At 60.7% G+C, this 21,014-nt stretch carries 16 protein-coding genes, 1 tRNA gene and 1 pseudogene; 12 read left to right on the top strand and 6 right to left on the bottom strand.

The window, feature by feature from the left end:
- Positions 1-524 precede the first annotated feature (524 nt).
- From E4Q08_RS18660 to E4Q08_RS18645, 4 genes are all read left to right on the top strand, one after another.
- The gene (locus E4Q08_RS18660; RefSeq protein WP_169071471.1) at positions 525-740 is read left to right on the top strand and encodes a restriction endonuclease subunit S domain-containing protein; all 216 of its coding nucleotides are present in this window, start codon (positions 525-527) and stop codon (positions 738-740) included.
- 89 nt (positions 741-829) lie between these two features.
- Positions 830-1,198 carry a restriction endonuclease subunit S gene (locus E4Q08_RS18655; protein WP_169071470.1) on the top strand — a complete coding sequence of 123 codons (369 nt, stop codon included), beginning with the start codon at positions 830-832 and terminating at the stop codon, positions 1,196-1,198.
- A 17-nt stretch (positions 1,199-1,215) separates the two neighbouring features.
- Positions 1,216-4,665 carry a type I restriction enzyme subunit R domain-containing protein gene (locus E4Q08_RS18650; RefSeq protein WP_169071469.1) on the top strand — a complete coding sequence of 1,150 codons (3,450 nt, stop codon included), beginning with the start codon at positions 1,216-1,218 and terminating at the stop codon, positions 4,663-4,665.
- On the top strand, positions 4,662-5,942 hold the full coding sequence (locus E4Q08_RS18645) for a hypothetical protein (RefSeq protein ID WP_169071468.1): 1,281 nt from the start codon (positions 4,662-4,664) through the stop codon (positions 5,940-5,942). Before E4Q08_RS18650 ends, E4Q08_RS18645 begins: the two co-directional genes overlap by 4 nt.
- Positions 5,943-6,089: 147 nt before the next feature.
- Here the strand turns inward: E4Q08_RS18645 and E4Q08_RS18640 are convergent, their stop codons facing one another.
- Positions 6,090-7,304: a tyrosine-type recombinase/integrase gene (locus tag E4Q08_RS18640; RefSeq protein WP_169071467.1), complete on the bottom strand. Its 1,215-nt coding sequence runs from the start codon at positions 7,302-7,304 to the stop codon at positions 6,090-6,092.
- 197 nt (positions 7,305-7,501) lie between these two features.
- Positions 7,502-7,586, bottom strand: a tRNA-Leu gene (locus E4Q08_RS18635).
- Positions 7,587-7,761: 175 nt separating this feature from the next.
- Between E4Q08_RS18635 and hpnC the strand changes: the two genes are divergently transcribed.
- Genes hpnC through hpnE form a run of 3 tightly spaced genes read left to right on the top strand, consistent with a single transcriptional unit; the run spans position 7,762 to position 10,806 of the window.
- Positions 7,762-8,571: a squalene synthase HpnC gene (hpnC, locus tag E4Q08_RS18630; protein WP_169071466.1), complete on the top strand. Its 810-nt coding sequence runs from the start codon at positions 7,762-7,764 to the stop codon at positions 8,569-8,571.
- A gap of 43 nt (positions 8,572-8,614) precedes the next feature.
- Positions 8,615-9,448 (top strand): presqualene diphosphate synthase HpnD, encoded by an 834-nt coding sequence (hpnD, locus tag E4Q08_RS18625; protein WP_169071465.1) that lies wholly within the window; start codon positions 8,615-8,617, stop codon positions 9,446-9,448.
- On the top strand, positions 9,445-10,806 hold the full coding sequence (gene hpnE / locus E4Q08_RS18620; RefSeq protein ID WP_169071464.1) for a hydroxysqualene dehydroxylase HpnE: 1,362 nt from the start codon (positions 9,445-9,447) through the stop codon (positions 10,804-10,806). The genes hpnD and hpnE overlap by 4 nt, the downstream gene beginning before the upstream one ends.
- On the opposite strand, the gene E4Q08_RS18615 is transcribed toward hpnE, so the two are convergent.
- Positions 10,727-11,413, bottom strand: a complete 687-nt coding sequence (locus E4Q08_RS18615; protein ID WP_034909178.1) for an ABC transporter ATP-binding protein — start codon at positions 11,411-11,413, stop codon at positions 10,727-10,729. The two genes, hpnE and E4Q08_RS18615, sit on opposite strands and share 80 nt — an antisense overlap.
- Here E4Q08_RS18615 and E4Q08_RS18610 point away from each other — a divergent pair.
- The 4 genes from E4Q08_RS18610 to E4Q08_RS18595 all read left to right on the top strand — a co-directional run bounded on the left by E4Q08_RS18610 (position 11,412) and on the right by E4Q08_RS18595 (position 16,560).
- Positions 11,412-12,029 carry an arylesterase gene (locus tag E4Q08_RS18610; RefSeq protein WP_034909176.1) on the top strand — a complete coding sequence of 206 codons (618 nt, stop codon included), beginning with the start codon at positions 11,412-11,414 and terminating at the stop codon, positions 12,027-12,029. The two genes, E4Q08_RS18615 and E4Q08_RS18610, sit on opposite strands and share 2 nt — an antisense overlap.
- A 28-nt stretch (positions 12,030-12,057) precedes the next feature.
- Positions 12,058-13,110 (top strand): tRNA 2-selenouridine(34) synthase MnmH, encoded by a 1,053-nt coding sequence (gene mnmH / locus E4Q08_RS18605; protein WP_034909174.1) that lies wholly within the window; start codon positions 12,058-12,060, stop codon positions 13,108-13,110.
- 71 nt (positions 13,111-13,181) lie between these two features.
- The gene (locus tag E4Q08_RS18600) at positions 13,182-13,643 is read left to right on the top strand and encodes an OsmC family protein (protein ID WP_169071463.1); all 462 of its coding nucleotides are present in this window, start codon (positions 13,182-13,184) and stop codon (positions 13,641-13,643) included.
- 226 nt (positions 13,644-13,869) lie between these two features.
- A complete protein-coding gene (locus E4Q08_RS18595) occupies positions 13,870-16,560 on the top strand; it encodes a bifunctional acetate--CoA ligase family protein/GNAT family N-acetyltransferase (protein ID WP_034909182.1) in 2,691 nt (896 codons plus the stop codon).
- Positions 16,561-16,682: 122 nt separating this feature from the next.
- Here the strand turns inward: E4Q08_RS18595 and E4Q08_RS18590 are convergent, their stop codons facing one another.
- The 3 genes from E4Q08_RS18590 to clpB all read right to left on the bottom strand — a co-directional run bounded on the left by E4Q08_RS18590 (position 16,683) and on the right by clpB (position 19,990).
- Positions 16,683-16,880 carry a DUF3460 family protein gene (locus tag E4Q08_RS18590; protein ID WP_034909173.1) on the bottom strand — a complete coding sequence of 66 codons (198 nt, stop codon included), beginning with the start codon at positions 16,878-16,880 and terminating at the stop codon, positions 16,683-16,685.
- A 182-nt stretch (positions 16,881-17,062) separates the two neighbouring features.
- Complete coding sequence (locus E4Q08_RS18585) at positions 17,063-17,296, bottom strand: DUF3567 family protein (RefSeq protein ID WP_034909171.1); 234 nt, start codon at positions 17,294-17,296, stop codon at positions 17,063-17,065.
- A gap of 114 nt (positions 17,297-17,410) precedes the next feature.
- Positions 17,411-19,990 (bottom strand): ATP-dependent chaperone ClpB, encoded by a 2,580-nt coding sequence (clpB, locus tag E4Q08_RS18580; RefSeq protein WP_169071462.1) that lies wholly within the window; start codon positions 19,988-19,990, stop codon positions 17,411-17,413.
- Between the two features lie 321 nt (positions 19,991-20,311).
- On the opposite strand from clpB, the pseudogene E4Q08_RS18575 reads away from it, so the two are divergent.
- Positions 20,312-20,662 (top strand): annotated as a pseudogene (locus E4Q08_RS18575) (cation:dicarboxylate symporter family transporter); the annotation flags it as partial.
- Positions 20,663-21,014: the final 352 nt, after the last annotated feature.

The raw sequence follows: 21,014 nt of genomic DNA, 5'->3' as shown, positions 1-21,014 counted from the left end.
ACATGGCAATCCCTCGATCCTCCGCTCTTCGGTTGCACGAACAAAGTAGGGTCCCTTCCCTCGTCCGGGGTTATGTTGTCCCACGAACTCAGACGGTACTATGAACCCCTCCGACTCCCGCCTGCAGCCGCTGCGCTTTCGTTGCCTTATACGCAGCAGTCGGTGGTCTCCCCACCTCCGCAGACGGGCCTCCAGCACTGGGCAGTAAGTCTTCAAGAACATGCCATCCCTGCTACCCCGGGAGTCGATTGACGCCACTTCCGTTATTCCAGCGCCCATCCAACGGCCTTCCCCTTCTGACCACAGGGTCGGCTCCTCCACATAATTTACGAGGCTACTCATAGGTTCACTTGCGTTACGGCCTGCTCTCTTGCTGTTGGAAACTCACGACCCCGTGTCGCCACGGCGCCGCTTCCTCATGCTACCGGGGCGTACGGACAACTCCCCAGACGGGACTTAAACCCGCTAGACTTGCTGCTGTTACTGCGAACAGCCAGGTCTTTTTCCGCGAGGGACCGGGCATCATGGCCACCGACTTCATGCAGGCCGGAGTTCCATTGCTAAGAATCGGAAACATCACGCCCGGCCTGATCACCATGGAGGGCTGCAATTACGTAGCGCCCGAGAAGGCCGAACGCCAGTGGCGGCAATTCCGGCTGAAACTGGGTGACATCGTCATCAGCGCCAGTGCGAGTACTGGCATGGTTAGGAACGTTTCAAAAACAATTTGCGAAAGCTGATCAATGGAATCCCACCGTTTTTCCAGTCCAGCAATGAATTTCCGCAGGTTGTTTTTTGAACGTTCCTTAGCGAAGCAGGCACTGACGCGGTGGGTGCGATTCCATATACCGGTTTGATCATATTGCGGCCCAAGACTGGATTGACCAAGGCTTATCTTCGCCTCTTCGTGATTTCAAAGGCGTTCCTCGGGCAGGTTGAGGACTACCTGAAAGGCTCGACAATTCATCATTTCGGCCCAACGCACTTGCGGCAAATGCTGATTTCTGTACCGCCGCTCGCCGAACAGCACGCAATCGCCGCCTTCCTCGACCGCAAGCTGTCGCAGATCGACCGACAAATCGCGCTCATCGACCAGCTCGACGACCTGCTGCAGCAACAGCGCAAAGCCATCATCCACGAGGCGGTCACCGGCAAGATCGACCTTTCCGCCTACGACCCACCGGCCGAGACGGCCTGAGCACAAGAGGACCCCGCATGGCCCATGGCTTCAAGGAAAGCGACTTTCAGAACGGTGTCTTCATTCCCTACCTGACTGCGCCGCAGCCGGACGGCCTGGACTGGATATTCGGCAAGCCGGCCGACATCGACGCCATGCGCTGGATCGTGCCGGGGGATCTGCTCCACTTCCTGCGCGACGGCTGCCCGCTCAACGCCGCCGCCTACGCCAGGGCGATGAAGGGCTATGACTCCGACGCGGCCTTTCTGCAGGCCTTTCTGACCGAGACGCTGTTGCCCAAAGTCGCCGCCAAGGCGAATGCCGCTTTCGTGCTGCGCGAGAGCCTGACGTTCTCCGGCCAGTCCTTCGTGCTGTGGAACGAAGCGCCGCGCGCCGGGGCGGATGCCAGGGCGGCGGATCTGTTCAGAAAGAATTTCCTGCGTGTGATCCCGGAGGCGACTTTCGAGCGGCAATTTCCCCACAGCAACAAGCGCATCCGTCGCCGGCCCGACCTGGTGTTTTTCGTCAATGGCCTGTACCTCGCCTATGCCGAACTGAAAACCGCCCAGACCGGGCAGACCGCCGCCGGCCACGGCCGCAGGAAGATCGCCCACGATTGCGTCGAGGCCGGCATTGCCGTGTTGCGCGAGGCGCGCGAACGCTACGCGGCGGAAGGCGGCCACTGGCCGGGATTTCGCCACCGCGACCTGAGCGAAAAGGTGCGCTGGGAGATTCGCCAGGCGATTTGCCTGTACGAAAAAGCTACCCATATCAGCGCCGTGGACATGGGTGCGATGATGGTGCTGCCGGAGATCGAATGGCTGTTGCCGGAGATCGACGACGCCATCGAGGCAGACAATACGCAGGCACTCGTGGAGGCACTGCCAGGCAAAGTGGTGGAAGCGTTCATGCGCACCGCGGAAATGCGCGAGAAACCGGCCTCCGTGGCACTGGCCGAACATCTGGCGTCGTTCTTCGCACCTGCCGACGGCGTAGACCGTGAGATTCATTTCTTTAACCAGAACATTCCCAGCCGTACCACCACCGCGACCGAGATTCTGCGCCCGCGCCCGGCGCAGCGCGCCATGCTGTACCAGGCCATGCGCCGGGTGCATGAACTCTATGCCAAAGAAAGCAAGTCGAAGATCAACGAGGTGGACATCCGGGCGGCACTGGCCCTGTCCCTGCCCGGACTAGACCCGAAGAAGGCCGATGAGATCGTCCGCAAGACCCTGCTGCACCGCAATGGGCAGGAGTCGCATTCCATCTTGCTGCAAGGCGCGGCGGGGCTCGGCAAAACGAATGTCATCGTCTGGCTGGCGCAGGCGCTCGCCGACATGGCGGACCCGCGCAGCGCGGCGGCAGCACCCTTGTTCGATCTCTGCGTTCTCTTGACCGACCGCACCGAACTGCGCCAGAACGTGGCCCAACAAGCGGCACGCCTGCGGGCAACGCAGAACATCGTCGCCGAAGCGGAGACCTTCAGGGATTTGCGCGATGGCCTGCAAAGCGGGGTGCGCGTGGTGGTGGTCAACATCCAGAAATTCCCGTCCATCCGGAAGCTGGCCGAGGCCGACCCGGCGCTGGCCAAGCTGCTGGCGACCAAGCGGGTGGCCTTCGTCATCGACGAGGTGCACCGCAGCCAGAACGGCATCCTGCACGACGCGACCATCGAAATCTTCGACGAGTGGGGCACCCTCCGGCCCGAGGGGGCCAAGCGCAATCTCATCGTCGGCCTGACCGCGACACCGCGGGACGAAATCCTCGCCCGCTTCGGCGAGTGGCGATCTCCGGCGGCAGCCGGCGATGACATCCGCTGGGCACCGTATTTCGCCTACACGATGACCCAGGCGATTCGCGACCGGGTGATTCTGAACCCAATCCAGAACGTCCTCCGCTTCGAGGATCATCTGCAATACAAGATCACGGAATCGGTGCAGAAACTGCAGGATGGCGACAAACTGCGCGCGCCCAGTTCCGACGAGATTTACCAGAACCCGAACCGGCAGGCATTTGTCGCCAAGCAGGCCGCACTCGTCTTCGTGGCCAAAACGATGATGACCATCCGCCCGCCCGGCCGTGCCCTGGGCGAGGGGAAGGCGATGTTCGCCGCGCATTCGATCAAGGCGGCGATCGCGTATCAAAAACTGCTGCGAGCCGAACTGGACACGCTGGCTATGGACCCGCGTTTCGTGGTGCACGCCGAGGCGATCAGACACTGCCCGGTGCTTTTACTCTACACGGACAAGCAGGGCGAGCCGACTTGCGCATCCCTCAACGGCGGCAGGAATCAGGACGCGATCATCGATGAGTTTCGCCGTAAGGGTGAAGGCGCCAAGCAAGGCTTGAAGGTCTACAACGCCCTCATGGTGGTGGTGGACAAGCTGCTTACCGGCTTCGACGAACCGACGCTGCACACCCTGTTCATCGATCGTGGCATGGATGACGTCCTGCTGTTCCAGGCGGCCTGCCGGGTGAATCGCTGGCGCAAGTGGAAAAACGACTGCCTGCTGGTCGACTTTTCGCACGCGGGCGTCGTCTCGAAGAACTTGCCGAAGGTCTTCGCCAAATATGGCGGCATTACGGTATCCGACCTCGATGCGATGAACCTGAAGGAGAAGATGGACAAGGCCTTCAAGCTGTTTTTCGACGACAAGGGAATCAGCGCCCACTGGCGAAGCTGGAAGGCGGCACAAGCCGGCGGTAAGGACAAGGAAGGTGCGACGGGCCTCTCCGATTTTCTCGATGAACTGACCAAGGAGGACAAGCCGCGCGCCATCAATCTGCGCCACGCGGGGTCGGCCTGGCTGGGCAGCCGCGAACGATTGTGGGGCATCCTCGATTTCAAGAAGCCGGAGTTGGCCAGGCACGCCGACGAAAAACGCGCGACCTTTGCCGAGCAGGTAGTCAAGCATCTGGCGTCCAAGCTCAGTGACGAGGACGACCGCGTCGGTGCGGTGTTCGATATCGATCTGGTGGAGGATGCCGTCGGCTGGGGGCTCGATGAATTGCCTGAGGCGCAGCAGAAGAAGAAAAAACCCCAGAGTGAGACCGGATTGCCCCATTCCATTGGCGGGCTGATGGCTTCGCTGGACGCCATCGAACTGCTGGCAGCCCTGCAACTGACCGAGCAGCAAAAGCTTTTGTTGATCGAGAAGTTGAAGAAGTTCCTGATCACGCTGTTTCAGGTGATCGACGGTGAAGGTAGGCGACGCAACAAGGACATCCACCGCAAGATGGTGCTGGCGATGGCGAAAGACGGCACGGATTTCCCCTGGGAAGATCGCTATACCAAGTTCAAGGAACTGTTGGACGCCGGAGCGCTGAATCTCAAGATATTCGCGCACCCCGACCGCAAGGCGTTGCTGCCACCCTTGATGAAAAGGGCTGAGTTGGTGATGGCGGATTATGAGGAGTGGGTGGTGTCGGGCGGGACATCGATCACGCTGAACCCCGCAACCGTTGCCGAGTCGGAAACGCCGTCATGAGTCCCGGCGCACTTTTTGGTCACTTGAGTTCTCAGGATATGGCGGAGATCATCGGCGCAGCAAAACACTCGGTCTGCTACGCTGGCCCGGGAATTCAGGCCAAGCCGGCGCAAGCGATGGCCGAAGCAGCCGCGCGTCTTGGTGCGGAAATGCTGACCGTTTGCCTCGACTTCGACGAGCGTGCGATGCGCATGGGCTATGGAGATATTGGCGCGGTGAAACTGCTGCGTGATGCCGGCATCAGCGTTCGGAGCACGCCCGGCCTGCGCACAGCGTTGGTGATTGCTGACGATGTTGGCTTCATATTTACGCCGACAGCCTTGTACCTCGAACCCGAGTCCACCAGCGGTGCTGCGCTCAACGCCATTCGAATGTCGAGCGCACAGATCGAAGAAGCCCTGGCTCGGCTTTCTCCTGCCGCCAAGGCCATTGCCGTCGCGCAAGCCAAGACTTCCGAAGAGAAAAGACGTATCCAGGCATTGCCTCTGGATGTAGGTTCGCAGGAAGTAAGCGATGTTCAGTTCTCGAAGGTCGCCACTACCCTGAAAGAAGTACCGCCGGTCCGCTTCGATCTTGCGCGGCAGGTTCGTGTTTTTGAGCCGTATCTGCAATATGTGGAATTGAGCCTCACCGGAGCCGCCATTCAGCGCCATCGACTTGCACTCCCCCCAAGCATCCAGAAGCTGGGGGGTAGCAAGGATCTGGAAAACCGGTTGCGAACAACTTTCGAACTGATCGAAAAGGGCAGCAAACTTTCGTCCAAACCGCTCGAAGACGCTCTCAATGATATTCGCAAGAATTTCACGCCCTCGCTGGCCAAGGATCACGGACGGGTGGTGCTGAAATCCGCAAAGCCCCTCTTGGTCGAGCGGCTGGCTGCGTTCCGCGCGAAGCTGGAGGAACACCAACAAGCAGTTGCGGCAGAACTACAGACGCACCTCGACGAATCACGCAAACAGATCGTCGATTACTACCTGCCGCGCGTCATTCAAGCGCCGCCGGATGCCTTACTTGGACAAATTTTCGGTGAGAAACCTTCAGAAGACAGCGCCCGACGATGGCTCGATTTTGAACTGAATCGCGTGTTTCCCCGTGCCGAAGCCCTCATCCAGGAGATGAAACTCAACGAACGCTTCAAGGATGTGACCTTTGAAACTCTGAACCGACCAGACTTTCTGGAGTCGGTCAAAGCTGCATTCCCGAGCATTGATTGGGACAAGGCGTACGATGAATTCAGGGCCGCGGGCGAGCGTGGCGGAAAGAAAGGCACAGGATGAGCAGGGCCCGAAGCCCCTGACCGCCGTCCCGCCGGCACCGACGTGGTCAGTCCCGCCGCTTCCACCCCGCACCGCTACACCCCTTCGCCGACCAGCGATAAACCCCGCTCGCCAGCCTGCGCTTGTCAACCCAAGCGCAGGAAGCGATCAAGCCGCTTGCCCGTTCAACGGAATCACCTCGGCGCCAACTTTCAGCTTGCCGAGGTAGTCCGCCCATTGCTGCATCATGGTCTGGCGCTCTTTCAGAAACTTGGTCCGGTTGTAGGCCGTGCCAAGGGCATCAGGAACCTGATGCGCAAGCTGATGCTCGATGACTTCGGGCTTGATGTGCAACTCCTCATGCAGGATCGTTCGCGCCATCGCGCGAAATCCGTGCCCGGTAATTTCGGTCTTGGTGTCGTAGCCCATCCGCCGTAACGCGGCATTGATCGCTGCCTCGCTCATGGCCTTGTGCGGATCGCGGCCGGGAAAAACGTAGCGCCGATTCCCGGTCAGTTCGTGCAATTCGCGGAGGATCGCCACCGCCTGTGACGCGAGCGGCACAAGGTGCTCGCTCTTGGTCTTGGTCACCAGATAGCGCCACTCGGCCTTGTCCAGGTCGAACCCCGACCACTCTGCGCTGCGCAGTTCGCCGGGGCGAACGAACAGCAGCGGTGCGAGCAGCAAGGCGCTCTTGACCACGAACGTACCCCGGAAACCGTCTATTGCCCGAAGCAGTTCGGCAACCTCCGTCGGCGTCGTGATTGCCGCGAAGTGCTCCGCCTTGGGAGCCGGTATCGCGCCTTTCAAGTCCGGGCAGGGATCGCGATCAGCGCGGCCTGTGGCGATCGCGTAACGGAATGCGCGGCTGATTTCGCTGCGCACACGATGTGCCGTGTAGCGCGCACCGCGCTCGTCGATTCGGCGCAGCACCCCGAGCACGTCGGGAGAGGTAATCTCGGCAATCGCCTTCGCCCCCAGCCAAGGGAAAACATCGTTCTCCATCCGCGCCAGCGTCTTGACATGCTGGGATGGCTCCACCGTGTCCTTGCGCTGCTCCAGCCACTCCCGGCAGATAACCTCGAAGCTGTTGGCCGACCGCTCCGCTTTGGCAGCTTTTTGCGCCTTCCGGTGTGCGCCAGGGTCTACGCCGTTCGCCAGCAGCTTGCGCGCCTCGTCGCGGCGCTCCCTGGCGTCTTTCAAACCCACGTCCGGGTACATGCCCAGGGCAAGCAGCTTCTCTTTCCCGTCAATGCGGTACTTCAAACGCCATAGCTTTCCGCCGGCAGGACTGATTTCAGCATACAGCCCACCGCCGTCAAAAATGCGGACCGGTTTTTCAGTTGGCTTGGCATTACGGATGGTGGTGTCAGTCAGGGGCATCGAAGATATCCTCAAACAGGTGGCTGGTGCTTCTGGGGGTATCCTCAAATCAACACCTCCAGCATACCCCCAAGAATACCCCCAGATACCCCCGGATTGCAATAGATCAGTTGGGAGTTACGTGGACACAAAAAAGGCCAGAACCCTTGCTTTTGCTTGGAGTTCTGGCCTTTTTCGGACTACTTTGGACTTGTTCTTGGTGCCCAGGAAGGGAATCGAACCCCCACACCTTGCGGCGGCAGGACCTAAACCTGCTGCGTCTACCAATTTCGCCACCTGGGCACTGCCAACCCGGAAGAGGAGTGGAGTGCATGCGCTGCACAGTCGGTCACTCGTTCGCCGGCAACCTCCGGCTCGGCCGTTCAACGCATCAAACCAATATTCTAACCGCGACAACCCTATACTGTCAGCTTCTCCGCGATTCCGGTCAAGCCGGACTGCGCCAAGCTCCTCCCCGATGCCTGTCGACCACTACGAAAACTTCCCTGTTGCATCGCTGCTGCTACCGCGACGCCTGCGTCGGCCGGTCGAGGCGATCTATCGTTTCGCGCGCGCCGCCGACGACATCGCCGACGAAGGCGATGCCAGCGACGCGGTACGCCTGCAGGGGCTCGCCGAGTATCGGGAGGAACTCGACCGCATCGAGGGCGGTGAACCTCCGGCCAGGCAGGACTTCGCGGAGTTGGCGGCGATCATCAGGGAGTGGCATCTGCCCGTACAGTTGCTGCGCGACCTGCTTGACGCTTTTGCGCAGGATGTCGTCAAGAAGCGCTATGCGGATTACCCGGAACTCCTCGACTACTGCCGACGTTCCGCCAATCCGGTGGGCCGGCTGCTGCTGCACCTGGTCGGGCGGAACAGCGAAGCAAACCTGCACCGCTCGGACTGCATCTGCTCCGCCCTGCAACTGGTCAATTTCTGGCAGGACATCGCCATTGACTGGAACAAGCAGCGCATCTATCTGCCACTTGGCGACCTTGAATACTTCGGCATCGCCGAAACAGACATCGCTGGTGGGCGCTGGAGCGAGGCATGGGCAGCGCTGCTCGATTTTCAGATCGAACGAACGCGCCGCCTGATGAGCGAGGGCGCACCGCTGGTCCAGCAACTGCCAGGCCGCATGGGCTGGGAGATTCGCTTGACGGTACAGGGGGGGCTACGCATCCTGGAGAGGATTCAGCGCGTCCGCGGCGACGTCTTCCGGAACCGCCCAATGCTCGGCGCGCGCGACTGGCTGCGCATCGGCGGACGCGCGCTGGGCATGTAAGTCGTGGGAGAATGGCGGCCCTGTGGAAATCCCGAGATTGCGAATGACCCCTGACGAATATTGCCAGCAGAAAGCCGCACGCAGTGGCTCGAGCTTCTACTACAGCTTTCTCTTCCTGCCGCAGAACCAGCGGCGCGCGATCACGGCGCTGTATGCTTTCTGCCGGGAAGTCGACGACGTCGTCGATGAATGCCAGGATCCGCAGCTTGCCGCGACCAAGCTGGCCTGGTGGCGACAGGAACTGGCCCGCCTCAGCGCCGGCCAGCCGCAGCATCCGGTGACCCAGGCACTGCAGGCGGCGAGCGCCGAGTTCCATCTACCCGAGGAACAGTTGCAGGAAATCATCGATGGCATGGAGATGGATCTGCAACAGTCGCGCTACCTCGATTTCAAGGCGCTGTCGCTCTATTGTTATCGCGTCGCAGGAGTCGTCGGTCTGCTCGCCGCAGAAATCTTCGGCTACCAGGATCGCAAGACACAAAAGTATGCGCACGATCTCGGCGTCGCTTTTCAGCTCACCAATATCATCCGCGACGTCGGCGAGGATGCGCGCATGGGCCGCATTTACCTGCCCATCGAGGATCTGCAGCGTTTCGAAGTGACCGCCGCCGACATCCTCAATGCCCGCCATTCGGACAACTTCCGCCGCTTGATGGACTTCCAGATCGAACGTGCCGAGAGCTATTATGTCCTGGCCCTCGACGAACTGCCAGGGGCTGACCGCCGGGCACAACGCCCCGGTCTGATGATGGCGGCGATCTATCGCACCCTGCTTGACGAGATCAAACGCGATGGCTGTCAGGTTCTCACCCAGCGCACTTCGCTGACGCCGCTGCGCAAGCTGTGGATCGCCTGGCGGACCTGGGTGCGTGGATGAGAGCAGCGATCATCGGCGGCGGTTGGGCGGGTCTGTCCGCCGCCGTCGAACTGGCGAAAGCCGGCGTCCGGGTGACGGTCTTCGAAGCGGCGAAGCAACTCGGTGGCCGTGCTCGCAGCGTCGAAGTGCAAGGACAGCGGCTCGACAACGGGCAGCACATCCTGGTCGGCGCTTATCGCGAGACACTGCGCCTGATGCAGGAAGTCGGCGCCGACCCGGATCGGCTGCTCAAGCGTCTGCCCCTTGAACTGAGCTTCCCGGCCAGCCAGCCGCTTCCCTTTCACCTGCGGCTGCCACGCCTGCCCTCGCCATGGCACCTGGCGGCCGGACTGCTGGCAGCGCGCGGCGCCAGCCTGAGCGAAAAGATCAGCGCCGTTCGCTTCATGCGCTTTCTGCAGGGGGCGGCATACCGGATCGGTGAAGACTGCACGGTGAAGGACTTGCTCGATCGCCATGACCAGCGCGGCAGCCTGCGCCGCCACCTCTGGGAGCCGCTCTGCCTGGCGGCGCTCAATACCGCACCGGCGCAGGCCTCGGCGCAGATTTTCGTTCATACCTTGCGCGACAGTCTCGGCAGTGGGCGGGCGGCAACCGATCTGCTGCTGCCGGCGGCCGACCTCGACCAGCTGTTCCCGACCGCCGCAGCGAACTTCATTCGCGCGCGTGGCGGGGAAATCCGCGTGTCGACCCGCGTCGAAGCGATTGACGTCGGCCCCGGCATCCGTGGCGAGTCCTTCGACCACGCCGTCGTCGCAGTCGGCCCGCAACACGCGGCAGCGCTGCTTGTCCGGCACGCCGAAACGATCGCCAGCGCACAACTGCTTGCCGAGTACGCTTTCGAGCCGATCGGTACCGTCTATTGTGGCTATCCACCGCAGGTACGCCTGCCTTTGCCGATGCTCGGGCTGGAGGATCGTGCTCGTGCACAGGTCGGACAGTGGGTTTTCGATCGCGGCGCGCTTTGTGGCACCGCCGGAGTCCTGGCCTTCGTTCTCAGTGGTCATGGTGCCTGGGAGGAACTCGACAATGCCGCGCTGGCCGCCACACTGCACCGCCAACTCGCCGCCACACTCGATCGCCGGCTACCAGCGTTCCTCTGGTATCAGGTGATCCGTGAGCAACGTGCGACCTTCTGCTGTCGCCCCAATCTGCGCCGGCCCAGCGTCAGAACCGCACTCGCCGGCTGCTGGCTGGCGGGCGACTATGTCTGCGCCGAATATCCGGCAACGCTTGAAGCGGCAGTCCGCAGCGGTGTCGCAGCCGCGAGCGAAATCCTGCTCAGCGAATCTCTTCCAGTTGCCCGGCGTGCATCCGCAGCCGGCGACAACAGCGCGCCGCAATTTCTTCGTCATGGGTGACGAGGATCAGCGTGGTGCCGCTTTCGGCATTGATCGCGAACATCAACTCGATGACCTGATGACCGGTGGCGGCGTCGAGATTGCCGGTCGGCTCGTCGGCGAGCACCAGCCGGGGCTTCGGTGCAAAGGCGCGGGCCAGGGCAACCCGCTGCTGCTCCCCCCCGGAGAGATGTTTCGGATAATGCCGCAGGCGGTGCGCCAGCCCGACCCGCTGCAACCAGTACTCGGCCTCGGTGCGGGCATTGGCTGTGCCGGCGAGTTCGAGTGGCAGCATCACGTTTTCGATGGCGTTCAGCGACGGCAGCAACTGGAAGGTCTGAAAGACGAAACCCAGCAGGCGGCCGCGCAATACCGCCCGTGCATCTTCGTCGAGGCCACCGAGATCCTCGCCCGCCAGCGACACCGAGCCGCTGCTCGGCAGGTCGAGTCCGGCCAGCAGGCCCAGCAGGGTGGATTTCCCGGAACCCGAGGCCCCGATAATCGCCACCGTCTCGCCAGGGGCGACGGCGAACGAAATCTCGTGCAGAATGGTCAACGGCTCGCCACCGTTATCCACACGTTTGGCGAGATCACTCACCTCAATGACCATCGATGCGTCTCGACCCATGTCCTGTATCCCAAATTACCGCAGCCTGTTGCTCGCCGGACTGATGCTGTTTGCCCCGGCAGCACAGGCAGTACAAACCATTCTCGTCTTCGGCGATTCGCTGTCGGCGGGCTACGGCATCCGCCAGGACGCCGCCTGGCCCGCCTTGCTCGCCAAACGCCTGCAGGAAAGGAAGCTCGATTATAGCGTCGTCAATGCCAGCATCTCGGGAGAAACCACCAGCGGTGGCCGGACCCGCATCGACGCGGCGCTGGCCAGGCACTCGCCGCAGGTAGTGATCATTGCCCTGGGCGCCAACGATGGCCTGCGTGGCCTGCCGGTGGCACAACTGCGCGACAACCTGAGCGCCATCGTCGCCAGCGCCCAGAAGAAGAACGCACGCGTGCTGCTGGTCGGCCAGCGCATACCGCCCAACTACGGCACCTATGCCCTGCAGTTTCATCATGCTTTCGATGAAGTGGCCAAAGCCCGCAAGACCGCGCTGGTAGACTTCCTGCTCGAGGGCGTGGCAACGGAAGCCCATCTATTCCAGGCCGACAATCTGCATCCGACCGCTGAAGCGCAACCCCTGTTGCTCAACAACGTCTGGCGTGGCCTCGCACCGCTGCTAAAATAGTCGGCCATCAACGAATGTCCTCCTCCGCATGAAACATGAGCTCGTCAGCCTCCAGCGAATCAGCGATTTTTCTGCCTTTGACGAGATCATCGACGTGCGTTCCCCCGCCGAGTTTGCCGAGGACCATATTCCCGGCTCGGTCAACTGTCCGGTACTCGATGACCAGCAGCGCATCGAAGTGGGCACGCTTTACAAGCAGGTCTCCCCTTTCGCAGCTCGGAGGGTGGGTGCTGCGCATGTTTCCGAGAACATTGCCAGGCATCTGCGCGACCGCTTTCTCGACCGCCCGAAGCACTGGCGACCCTTGATCCTGTGCTGGCGTGGCGGCCAGCGCAGTGGCTCGATGACCTACGTCCTGCGGCGTATCGGCTGGGATGCGCAGCAACTCGAAGGCGGCTATAAAACCTATCGCCGACTGGTCATCGAGAGTCTGTCGGAAGTGCCGCGGGCGCTGCAACTGAAGGTCATCTGTGGGGCCACCGGCAGCGGCAAGAGCCGCATCCTGCAGGCCATCGGGCAACTCGGAGAACAGGTGCTCGACCTTGAGGATCTCGCCTGTCACAAGGGTTCAGTGCTTGGCGTCCTGCCGGACTGCCCGCAGCCCTCGCAAAAGATGTTCGAATCCCGCCTGCTCACCGCGCTGCAGCGCCTGCTTGCGGATCGGCCGGTCTATGTCGAGGCGGAGAGCCGCAAGATCGGTTCGCTACAGCTCCCTAGCGCACTGATCGAGAGCATGCGCGCCGGCGAGTGTGTAAACATCGAAGCGTCTTTCGCCGCGCGCGTCGATTTCCTGTTGCGTGATTATGCCTACTTCCTGACCGCTCCCGATTGGCTGACTGCCCGCCTGCAAGCCTTGCGACATCTGCAGAGCACGGAGACGCTGCTGCGCTGGCGAGGACATATCCAACAGGGGCGCTGGCGCGAACTGGTCGGCGAGCTGCTGGCACTGCATTATGACCCGCTGTACCAGCGCTCGCAGCAGCAGAACTACGCCGGATACCGTGCGCCGCTCAGGATCGGCACCGACGATCTGACACCTGCCGGCATCGACGCCCTGGCTCGCCGGGTTTGCGGCAGATAATCAGCAAAAAGAAACTGTCCGGGCGGAGCTTCCTTCCCTTATCATGTTTCCGATGATCTGGAGATGAGCGCATGACCAAGGACAAGAACAGTAAGCCGCACGATCATTCGATCGTCGTCAGCGAGAATGGGCTGGGACCCTACCAGCAAATGGTGTATGCCGGCAGGCATCGCTTGATTGCCGATGAACCCGTCGCCATGGGCGGTAGCGATGCTGGCCCGGCGCCCTTCGATTTCCTGCTTGCCAGCCTCGGCGCCTGTACCTCGATCACCCTGCGCATGTACGCCGAACGCAAGCACTTGCCACTCACCGGTGTCAGCGTCGAACTGATGCACGACCGGATCGAGGTCGACGGACATGGCAAGATCGATCGAATCTCGCGCACCATCACTCTCGCCGGCGATCTGACAGGCGAACAACGCGGCAAACTGCTGGCGATTGCCAACAAATGCCCGATGTACCGTGTCCTGCAATCCGACATCCACATCGACAGCGTACTCGCTGACCGCGATTTGGCAGCGCCGGTTCGCTAAGTTGCTGCCGTCACGCCGGCAATGTTTCGGCCAAGCACCTCCCGAGCTGGCTCCGGATCGCCCCATGCCCTCTTCTGCCTCCGGCGGTCTTCCCAGTGTGCCAAATTTCGCAATATGAGGGGATTATGGTCTTCTCCCTAGAGACTTGCCAGGCCATCTGTGGTAAAATTGTTGCAGCGCAACATCAACCCGTATGGCGCCTCTCGAACAAGCGGCGAAAATCCTCATGCTAGAACATCACTATCTCACCACCCTGTTTGAACCCAAGTCCGTTGCCGTCATCGGCGCTTCCGACCGGGAGAATTCGGTCGGCAATGTACTGTTCAAGAACATTCTCGATTCCGGCTACAAAGGACGACTGTACCCGATCAACACTGCCCACGAATCGATCCAGGGGGTGCAGGCGTACAAGTCGATCGAAGAGATCAGCGCCCGCGTCGAATTGGCCGTCGTCGTCACCAGACCGCAAACGGTCCCGAAAATCATCGAGCAATGCGGTCGCAGTGGTGTCAAGAATGCCATCGTGATCACTTCCGGCTTTGCCGAAACCGGTCACTCGGGAGCGGCGCTCGAGCGCAAGATGATGGAGATTGCCCGCAGTTACGGAGTCCGCCTGCTGGGTCCGAATTGTCTGGGGATCATTCGCCCGAGTCTCGGACTGAATGCCACTTTTGCTCATGTCTACGCCAATGTCGGCAATCTCGCGCTGGTCTCGCAATCGGGAGCGATCTGCTCGGCGGTTCTCGACTGGGCGACCAGCAACCGCGTCGGATTTTCCAGCGTCATCTCGCTGGGCGGCACCGCCGATGTCGATTTTGGCGAGATCCTCGATTACCTGATCTACGACAACCTCACTCATTACATCCTGCTCTACGTCGAAGGCATTCGGGATGCCCGCCGCTTCATGAGCGCGCTGCGTTCGGCGGCGCGCATCAAGCCGATCGTGCTGCTCAAGGCCGGTCGTCACGCCGGCGGGCTGGCGGCAGTCGAAACGCACTCGGGAATGCCCGGCGGCTCCGACATCGTTTTCGAGGCTGCCGTGCGCCGCGCCGGTGTCGTGCGGGTCAAGAACATCGGCCAGTTGTTCTATGCGGCCAAGGCGCTGGCCTCGAAATTCCGCCCGCAAGGTAAGCGCCTGGCAATCATCACCAACGGCGGCGGACCGGGGGCGATGGCCGCAGATCGTGCCGGCGACCTTGAGATTCCGCTCGCCGAATTGTCTGCCAGTACCATCCAGAAACTCAATTCGAAGATGCCGCCCACCTGGTCGCAACGCAACCCCATCGACATCGAAGGGGATGCAACCCCGAAGCGTTATCACGAAGCCATCCTGGCGGTTGCCGAGGATGACACCGTCGATGGCGTTCTGGTGATGCTCTCGCCGCAGGCCATGACGAAGCCGATGGAAGTCGCCAAGGCGGTGATCGAAGTCGACCTGCTGACCGCCAAGCCGATTCTCACCTGCTGGATGGGCGAGGAACAGGTCTTGGAGGCGCGCATGTTGCTCGAAGAATCCGGTATTCCCTCGTTCCGCATGCCGGAAACGGCGGTCGAGCTGTACTACCATATCTCCACCTATTACTGGAACCAGAAGCTCCTGCTGCAGACCCCGGCACCCTTGTCGAAGCATTCCCGACCGGAAACCGAAGGGGCCAGGATGTTGGTCGAGGCAGTGTTGCACGAGCGGCGCAAGGTCCTCTCGGAGATGGAATCGAAGGCCATCCTGCGGGCTTTCCGCATCCCCGTCGCACAGACCATGGTCGCGCACACGCCGACCGAATCGCTGCTGCTGGCCGAACAGATCGGTTTTCCGATCGCCATGAAGATCGATTCGCCGGACATCATCCACAAGAGCGAAGTGGGCGGCGTGCGGCTCAATATCAGCAACGCCCCGGCGGCTCGCAATGCCTATCACGACATTCTCGAAACGGTAAAGAAGCGGCACCCGACGGCGCGTATCAACGGTGTTTCAATCGAACCGTACCTGGCACGCCCGAATGGCCGCGAACTGATGATCGGAGTCTCGCGTGATCCGATTTTTGGTCCGATCATCACTTTCGGCGCCGGCGGTACCGAAGTGGAAGTCTTCAGCGACCGGGCGGTTGCCCTGCCACCGCTCAACCGCTTCCTGGCGCGGGATCTGATCGCTTCGACGCGCGCTTCCAAACTGCTCGGCGAATTTCGCAACATGCCGGCGGTCAACCTCGAAGCGCTCGAAGACGTGCTTTTGCATGTTTCACAGATGATCTGCGAACTTCCCTGGCTGCAGGAACTCGATCTCAATCCGCTGATTGTCGATGAGAATGGCGGTATCGCTGCCGATGCGCGCATCGTCATTGATTATGCCGCACCCTCGGGCGACCGCTATGCGCACATGGCGATTCACCCCTATCCGGCACATCTGATCCAGGAATGGGAACTCCCGGATGGCCGGACGGTGACGATTCGACCGATCCGCCCGGAAGACGCCGAGCGCGAGCAGCAGTTCGTCATCGGCCTGTCCGACGAAAGCAAGTACTACCGTTTCATGGATACCATCCGCGAACTGACGCAGACCATGCTGGTGCGCTTCACCCAGATCGACTACGACCGCGAAATGGCTCTGGTGGCGACCCTCCCCGACGCGGATGGCAAGGAGTTGCAGATCGGTGTCGCCCGCTATGTCACCAACCCGGACGGCGAATCCGTCGAGTTTGCTTTGGCCGTTGCCGATGACTGGCAGAAACACGGTGTCGGCCGCAAGCTGATGAGCGCGTTGATCGACTGTGCACGCGTCAAAGGCTACCGTACCATCGTCGGCGACGTGCTGTCGATGAACACCAAGATGTTCAACCTGATGACCAGGCTTGGCTTCACGATCCACCCGCACCCCGACGACCCGGCCGTCAAACGCGTCATCAAGCCCTTGAACAACTAGGAAAATTTTCAGGGGCCAGGGACCAGGCAACGCCTCAAACTCGGCGCAGCCAAAGCCTTCGGCCCCGCCAACGAGAAGAAGCGGCCGGACGACATTCGTCCGGCCGCTTCTGTGTCTGGCGGCTACTGCAGGTCGAAATTGACGTCGTAGGGATAGGATCGATGCGGTTCATTGGCCTCCCGGCGCGACTTCTGCTCGCTCAGGTCGACCTTCCTGTCCCACCAGATCGCCCGGCCGCGGCGCTGATCCTCGGCCCATTCGGGATGCTGGGCCATCATTTCACGCATGAACTTGGTGTGATCGGATTCGTACAAGGCCATCTGGCCTCCTCCCAAAGAATAGTTCTGGTTGACAAGCTGCTTCTGCCGACAATTATACGCTCGCAAACAAAGCCCTGCTCGGCCGGACCTGCCCTTGGGTGTTCAGGCTTGTTCGTGACGCCCCGGATATCCCGGCGTCAGTCAATCGCAGTGCATGGCCGGGAGCGCATCCTGGCACCAATTCAGTGCACCACGATCGGCCGCGCCGCACCAGCGCAGTACTCGTCGAGCAGCGCGTCAATCGATTCTTCGTCACGCTCGTTGTCGGGAATATCGTCTATGGCCTTGCGCAAATCCCGGGCCACCGAACCCTGAACGAAAAGGCTGCGGCTGGCCGCTTTGTCTACCAGCTCGAAACCCTGCTGCACCGGGTAAGCAACGATTGCGTACTGCTGACTGTTATAGACGATGTTCATGTGTACTCCTTTCCAGGTGGACAGAGACGATGCAATGTCCCGATTGCTTGCACAGGCCTTGCGGGCTCATACTACAGACAACTATTAGCAAGCTTCGTGCCATGCAACATCCTTCTAAGCCGTGTCAAAGCGCATGATGCCACTGTCGCAAGCGACGCGAATCGTGTCGCCGGCAACAAAACGCCCCTCGAGAATCGATTTGGCCAGGGGATCCTCCAGTTGCGACTGGATCGCACGTTTCAATGGGCGGGCACCATAGACCGCGTCGAAACCGGCCGTCGCCAGTTCTGACAGGGCGCTGTCGGCGACTTCCAGCTTCAGCTCGAGTTGCCCCAGGCGCTGTTCGAGGTAAGCGAGCTGAATCCTGGCGATCGACTTGATGTGCTGCTCTTCGAGCGCATGAAATACCACCACTTCATCAATGCGGTTGATGAACTCGGGCCGGAAATAGCTCTTGACTTCACCCATCACCGCCAGCTTGATCAACTGGTAATCGTCACCCGCCATCTGTTGAATCATCTGGCTTCCGAGATTCGAAGTCATCACCACCACGGTGTTCTTGAAGTCGACGGTCCGACCGTGCCCGTCGGTCATGCGGCCGTCGTCGAGAACCTGCAGCAGAACGTTGAAGACATCCTGGTGCGCCTTTTCGACTTCGTCGAGGAGAATCACCGAATAGGGTTTGCGCCGGACGGCTTCGGTCAGATAACCGCCCTCCTCGTAGCCGACGTAACCCGGCGGCGCACCGATCAATCGTGACACCGAGTGCTTCTCCATGAATTCGCTCATATCGACGCGGATCAGGTGCTCCTCGGAATCGAAGAGGAAGCCGGCCAGTGCCTTGCACAGTTCGGTCTTGCCGACCCCGGTCGGTCCGAGAAAGAGGAACGATCCGTACGGCCGGTTGGGATCCGCAAGGCCGGCACGCGAGCGGCGGATGGCATTGGCCACCAGACGCACCGCCTCGTCCTGCCCGACGACGCGCTGGTGCAGGCGCTCTTCCATTTTCAGGAGCTTCTCGCGTTCGCCCTGCATCATCTTCGAGACGGGAATTCCCGTCGCACGCGAAACCACCTCGGCGATTTCCTCGGTGCCGACTTCGGTACGCAACAGTTTGTTGTGCTGGCCACCGTCTCCCGATTTCTCGGCGACCGTCAGTTGCGCCTCGAGCTGCGGCAGCTTGCCGTACTGGATTTCGGCAACCTTGTCCCACTTGTTGTCGCGCTGCAGTTGCGCCAGTTCGAGCTTGAGCTTGTCGATCTCCTCCTTGATGTGCGCACTGCCCTGCACCTGAGCCTTTTCGGCTTTCCAGATTTCGTCGAGGTCGTTGTACTCGCGTTCGAGCTTGAGCAGTTCCTCTTCGATCAGGTGCATGCGCTTCTTCGACGCTTCATCGCGTTCCTTGCGCACCGCTTCGCGCTCGATCTTGAGCTGGATCATGCGCCGGTCGAGCTTGTCCATCACCTCCGGCTTGGAATCGATCTCCATCTTGATTCGCGCCGCGGCTTCGTCGATCAGGTCGATCGCCTTGTCCGGCAGGAAACGGTCGGTAATGTAGCGGTGCGACAGTTCGGATGCGGCGACGAGCGCCGGATCGGTGATGTCGACGCCATGGTGCAGCTCGTATTTTTCGCGCAGGCCGCGCAGGATGGCGATCGTCGACTCGACCGTCGGCTCGTCGATCAGCACCTTCTGGAAGCGGCGTTCGAGCGCCGCATCCTTTTCGATGTATTTGCGGTACTCGTCGAGTGTCGTCGCACCAACGCAGTGCAATTCGCCACGTGCCAGCGCGGGCTTGAGCATGTTGCCGGCGTCGATCGCGCCTTCCGCCTTGCCGGCGCCGACCATGGTATGCAGCTCGTCGATGAAAACGATGATGCGCCCTTCTTCCTGGGCAATTTCCTTGAGCACCGCTTTCAGTCGCTCCTCGAATTCGCCGCGATACTTGGCACCGGCCAGCAGTGCCGCCATGTCGAGACTGAGCACCTTCTTGTTCTTGAGCGTTTCCGGCACTTCACCATTGACGATACGCTGCGCAAGCCCTTCGACGATCGCGGTCTTGCCAACGCCTGGCTCGCCAATCAGTACCGGATTGTTCTTGGTACGCCGTTGCAGAATCTGGATGGCCCGGCGGATCTCGTCATCGCGACCGATCACCGGGTCGAGCTTGCCCTGGCGGGCGCGATCGGTCAGGTCGATACAGTACTTGCTCAGTGACTGGCGTTGCCCTTCGGCTTCCTGGGAATCCACCCCCTGCCCGCCACGCACCGAAGCCACCGCCTGTTCCAGCGACTGCTTGACCAGTCCGTGCTGTTTCGCCAGGCGACCGCACTCGCCCTTGTCGTCGCAGAGGGCAAGCAGGAACATCTCCGAGGCGATGAACTGGTCACCGCGTTTCTGGGCTTCCTTGTCGGTAAGGTTCAGCAGATTGGTCAGATCGCGACCGACCTGCACCTCACCACCATGCCCCTGCACCTTTGGCAGACGGCTGATCGCCTGCGCCAGCGCCGCCTTGAGCGCCTGCACATTGACCCCGGCGCGGGCCAGCAGGGACGAAGTCGAACCGTCTTCCTGCTGCAACAGCGCCAGCAGCAGATGTTGCGGCTCGATGATCTGGTTGTCGTGTCCGACCGCAAGGCTTTGCGCGTCGGCCAGCGCCTGCTGGAACTTGGTGGTCAGTTTATCCAAACGCATGCTGAAATCCTCGGCTGAAGTATGTTCATGGCCAGTAAGTGGGGACGGGCAGCGTGAATTCAAGGAGCCACAAAGCTTGAACGCTCCCGCGAAGGTGCCGAGTCTGACCAGCAGGGTGGCGAGATTAGGAAAATGTCTTTTCACATTTATCATGCATGCTACATTATTGTGCTGGAAAGGAAGGATGGACTCCACCAAGGGTCAAACGCTGCGCCACCCTCCGAACCTCCATGACATCGTCGCCGCAGAGATCGCCACCGGACAGGAAAGGAACATATCGGGTTCAAAAAACCTTTTGCATTCATAAACCAGGAGAATCGTATGACAAATAAGCAACCGCTCTACAAGTCCCTCTATTTCCAGGTCATCATTGCCATCATCTGCGGTGTTCTGTTGGGATATTTCTATCCCGAATCGGGCTCTTCCATGAAACCTCTGGGAGACGGCTTCATCAAGCTGATCAAGATGATCATCGCTCCGATCATCTTCTGTACCGTGGTGACCGGAATCGCCGGCATGGAAGACATGAAGAAAGTCGGACGCGTAGGCGGCAAGGCCCTGCTGTATTTTGAGGTGGTGAGTACCTTTGCGCTGGCCATCGGCTTGTTGGTGGTGCATCTGACACAACCCGGCGTCGGCATGAATGCCGATGTCAGTACGCTCGACACGGCTTCCCACTTAAAGCGGGACAGTCATGCTACCGATAGAGTCTGAGGATGAAGGGAGCTGAGGAGATGGGAACTGGTTGCCGCATCTCCTGTATCATCAGTTTTATGACAAAAAAACTCTACGACTCAAGCCATACGGACAACCAGCCGCGTCATTTTTGCCGCACTTACAGACCAGGGAAAACGAAGCCTGCGTGCAGTGGGGGAATTAATTCATCGCCCGAAAAGCAGTGTTCATCGCCACCTGCAAGCGCAAGCCCGTAGGAACCGACATCCTGAATCGGGGTTTTGGGAAACCGAAGAGGGGGAGGCATGGCTGAGATTGCTGGTATTTGCTGTGCTGTACACGTTCGGGC

Origin of the sequence: Candidatus Accumulibacter contiguus, assembly GCF_012940005.1 — a bacterium.
GTDB lineage: Bacteria > Pseudomonadota > Gammaproteobacteria > Burkholderiales > Rhodocyclaceae > Accumulibacter > Accumulibacter contiguus.
This window is presented reverse-complemented; position numbering and strand designations above follow the sequence as displayed.

Bases quoted from the DNA above. Each gene is read 5' to 3' on its own strand.
- E4Q08_RS18660 (WP_169071471.1), top strand. From the start codon at position 525: ATGGCCACCGACTTCATGCAGGCCGGAGTTCCATTGCTAAGAATCGGA.
- E4Q08_RS18650 (WP_169071469.1), top strand. From the start codon at position 1,216: ATGGCCCATGGCTTCAAGGAAAGCGACTTTCAGAACGGTGTCTTCATT.
- E4Q08_RS18645 (WP_169071468.1), top strand. From the start codon at position 4,662: ATGAGTCCCGGCGCACTTTTTGGTCACTTGAGTTCTCAGGATATGGCG.
- E4Q08_RS18640 (WP_169071467.1), bottom strand. From the start codon at position 7,304: ATGCCCCTGACTGACACCACCATCCGTAATGCCAAGCCAACTGAAAAA.
- hpnC (WP_169071466.1), top strand. From the start codon at position 7,762: ATGCCTGTCGACCACTACGAAAACTTCCCTGTTGCATCGCTGCTGCTA.
- hpnD (WP_169071465.1), top strand. From the start codon at position 8,615: ATGACCCCTGACGAATATTGCCAGCAGAAAGCCGCACGCAGTGGCTCG.
- hpnE (WP_169071464.1), top strand. From the start codon at position 9,445: ATGAGAGCAGCGATCATCGGCGGCGGTTGGGCGGGTCTGTCCGCCGCC.
- E4Q08_RS18610 (WP_034909176.1), top strand. From the start codon at position 11,412: ATGTCCTGTATCCCAAATTACCGCAGCCTGTTGCTCGCCGGACTGATG.
- E4Q08_RS18615 (WP_034909178.1), bottom strand. From the start codon at position 11,413: ATGGGTCGAGACGCATCGATGGTCATTGAGGTGAGTGATCTCGCCAAA.
- mnmH (WP_034909174.1), top strand. From the start codon at position 12,058: ATGAAACATGAGCTCGTCAGCCTCCAGCGAATCAGCGATTTTTCTGCC.
- E4Q08_RS18600 (WP_169071463.1), top strand. From the start codon at position 13,182: ATGACCAAGGACAAGAACAGTAAGCCGCACGATCATTCGATCGTCGTC.
- E4Q08_RS18595 (WP_034909182.1), top strand. From the start codon at position 13,870: ATGCTAGAACATCACTATCTCACCACCCTGTTTGAACCCAAGTCCGTT.
- E4Q08_RS18590 (WP_034909173.1), bottom strand. From the start codon at position 16,880: ATGGCCTTGTACGAATCCGATCACACCAAGTTCATGCGTGAAATGATG.
- E4Q08_RS18585 (WP_034909171.1), bottom strand. From the start codon at position 17,296: ATGAACATCGTCTATAACAGTCAGCAGTACGCAATCGTTGCTTACCCG.
- clpB (WP_169071462.1), bottom strand. From the start codon at position 19,990: ATGCGTTTGGATAAACTGACCACCAAGTTCCAGCAGGCGCTGGCCGAC.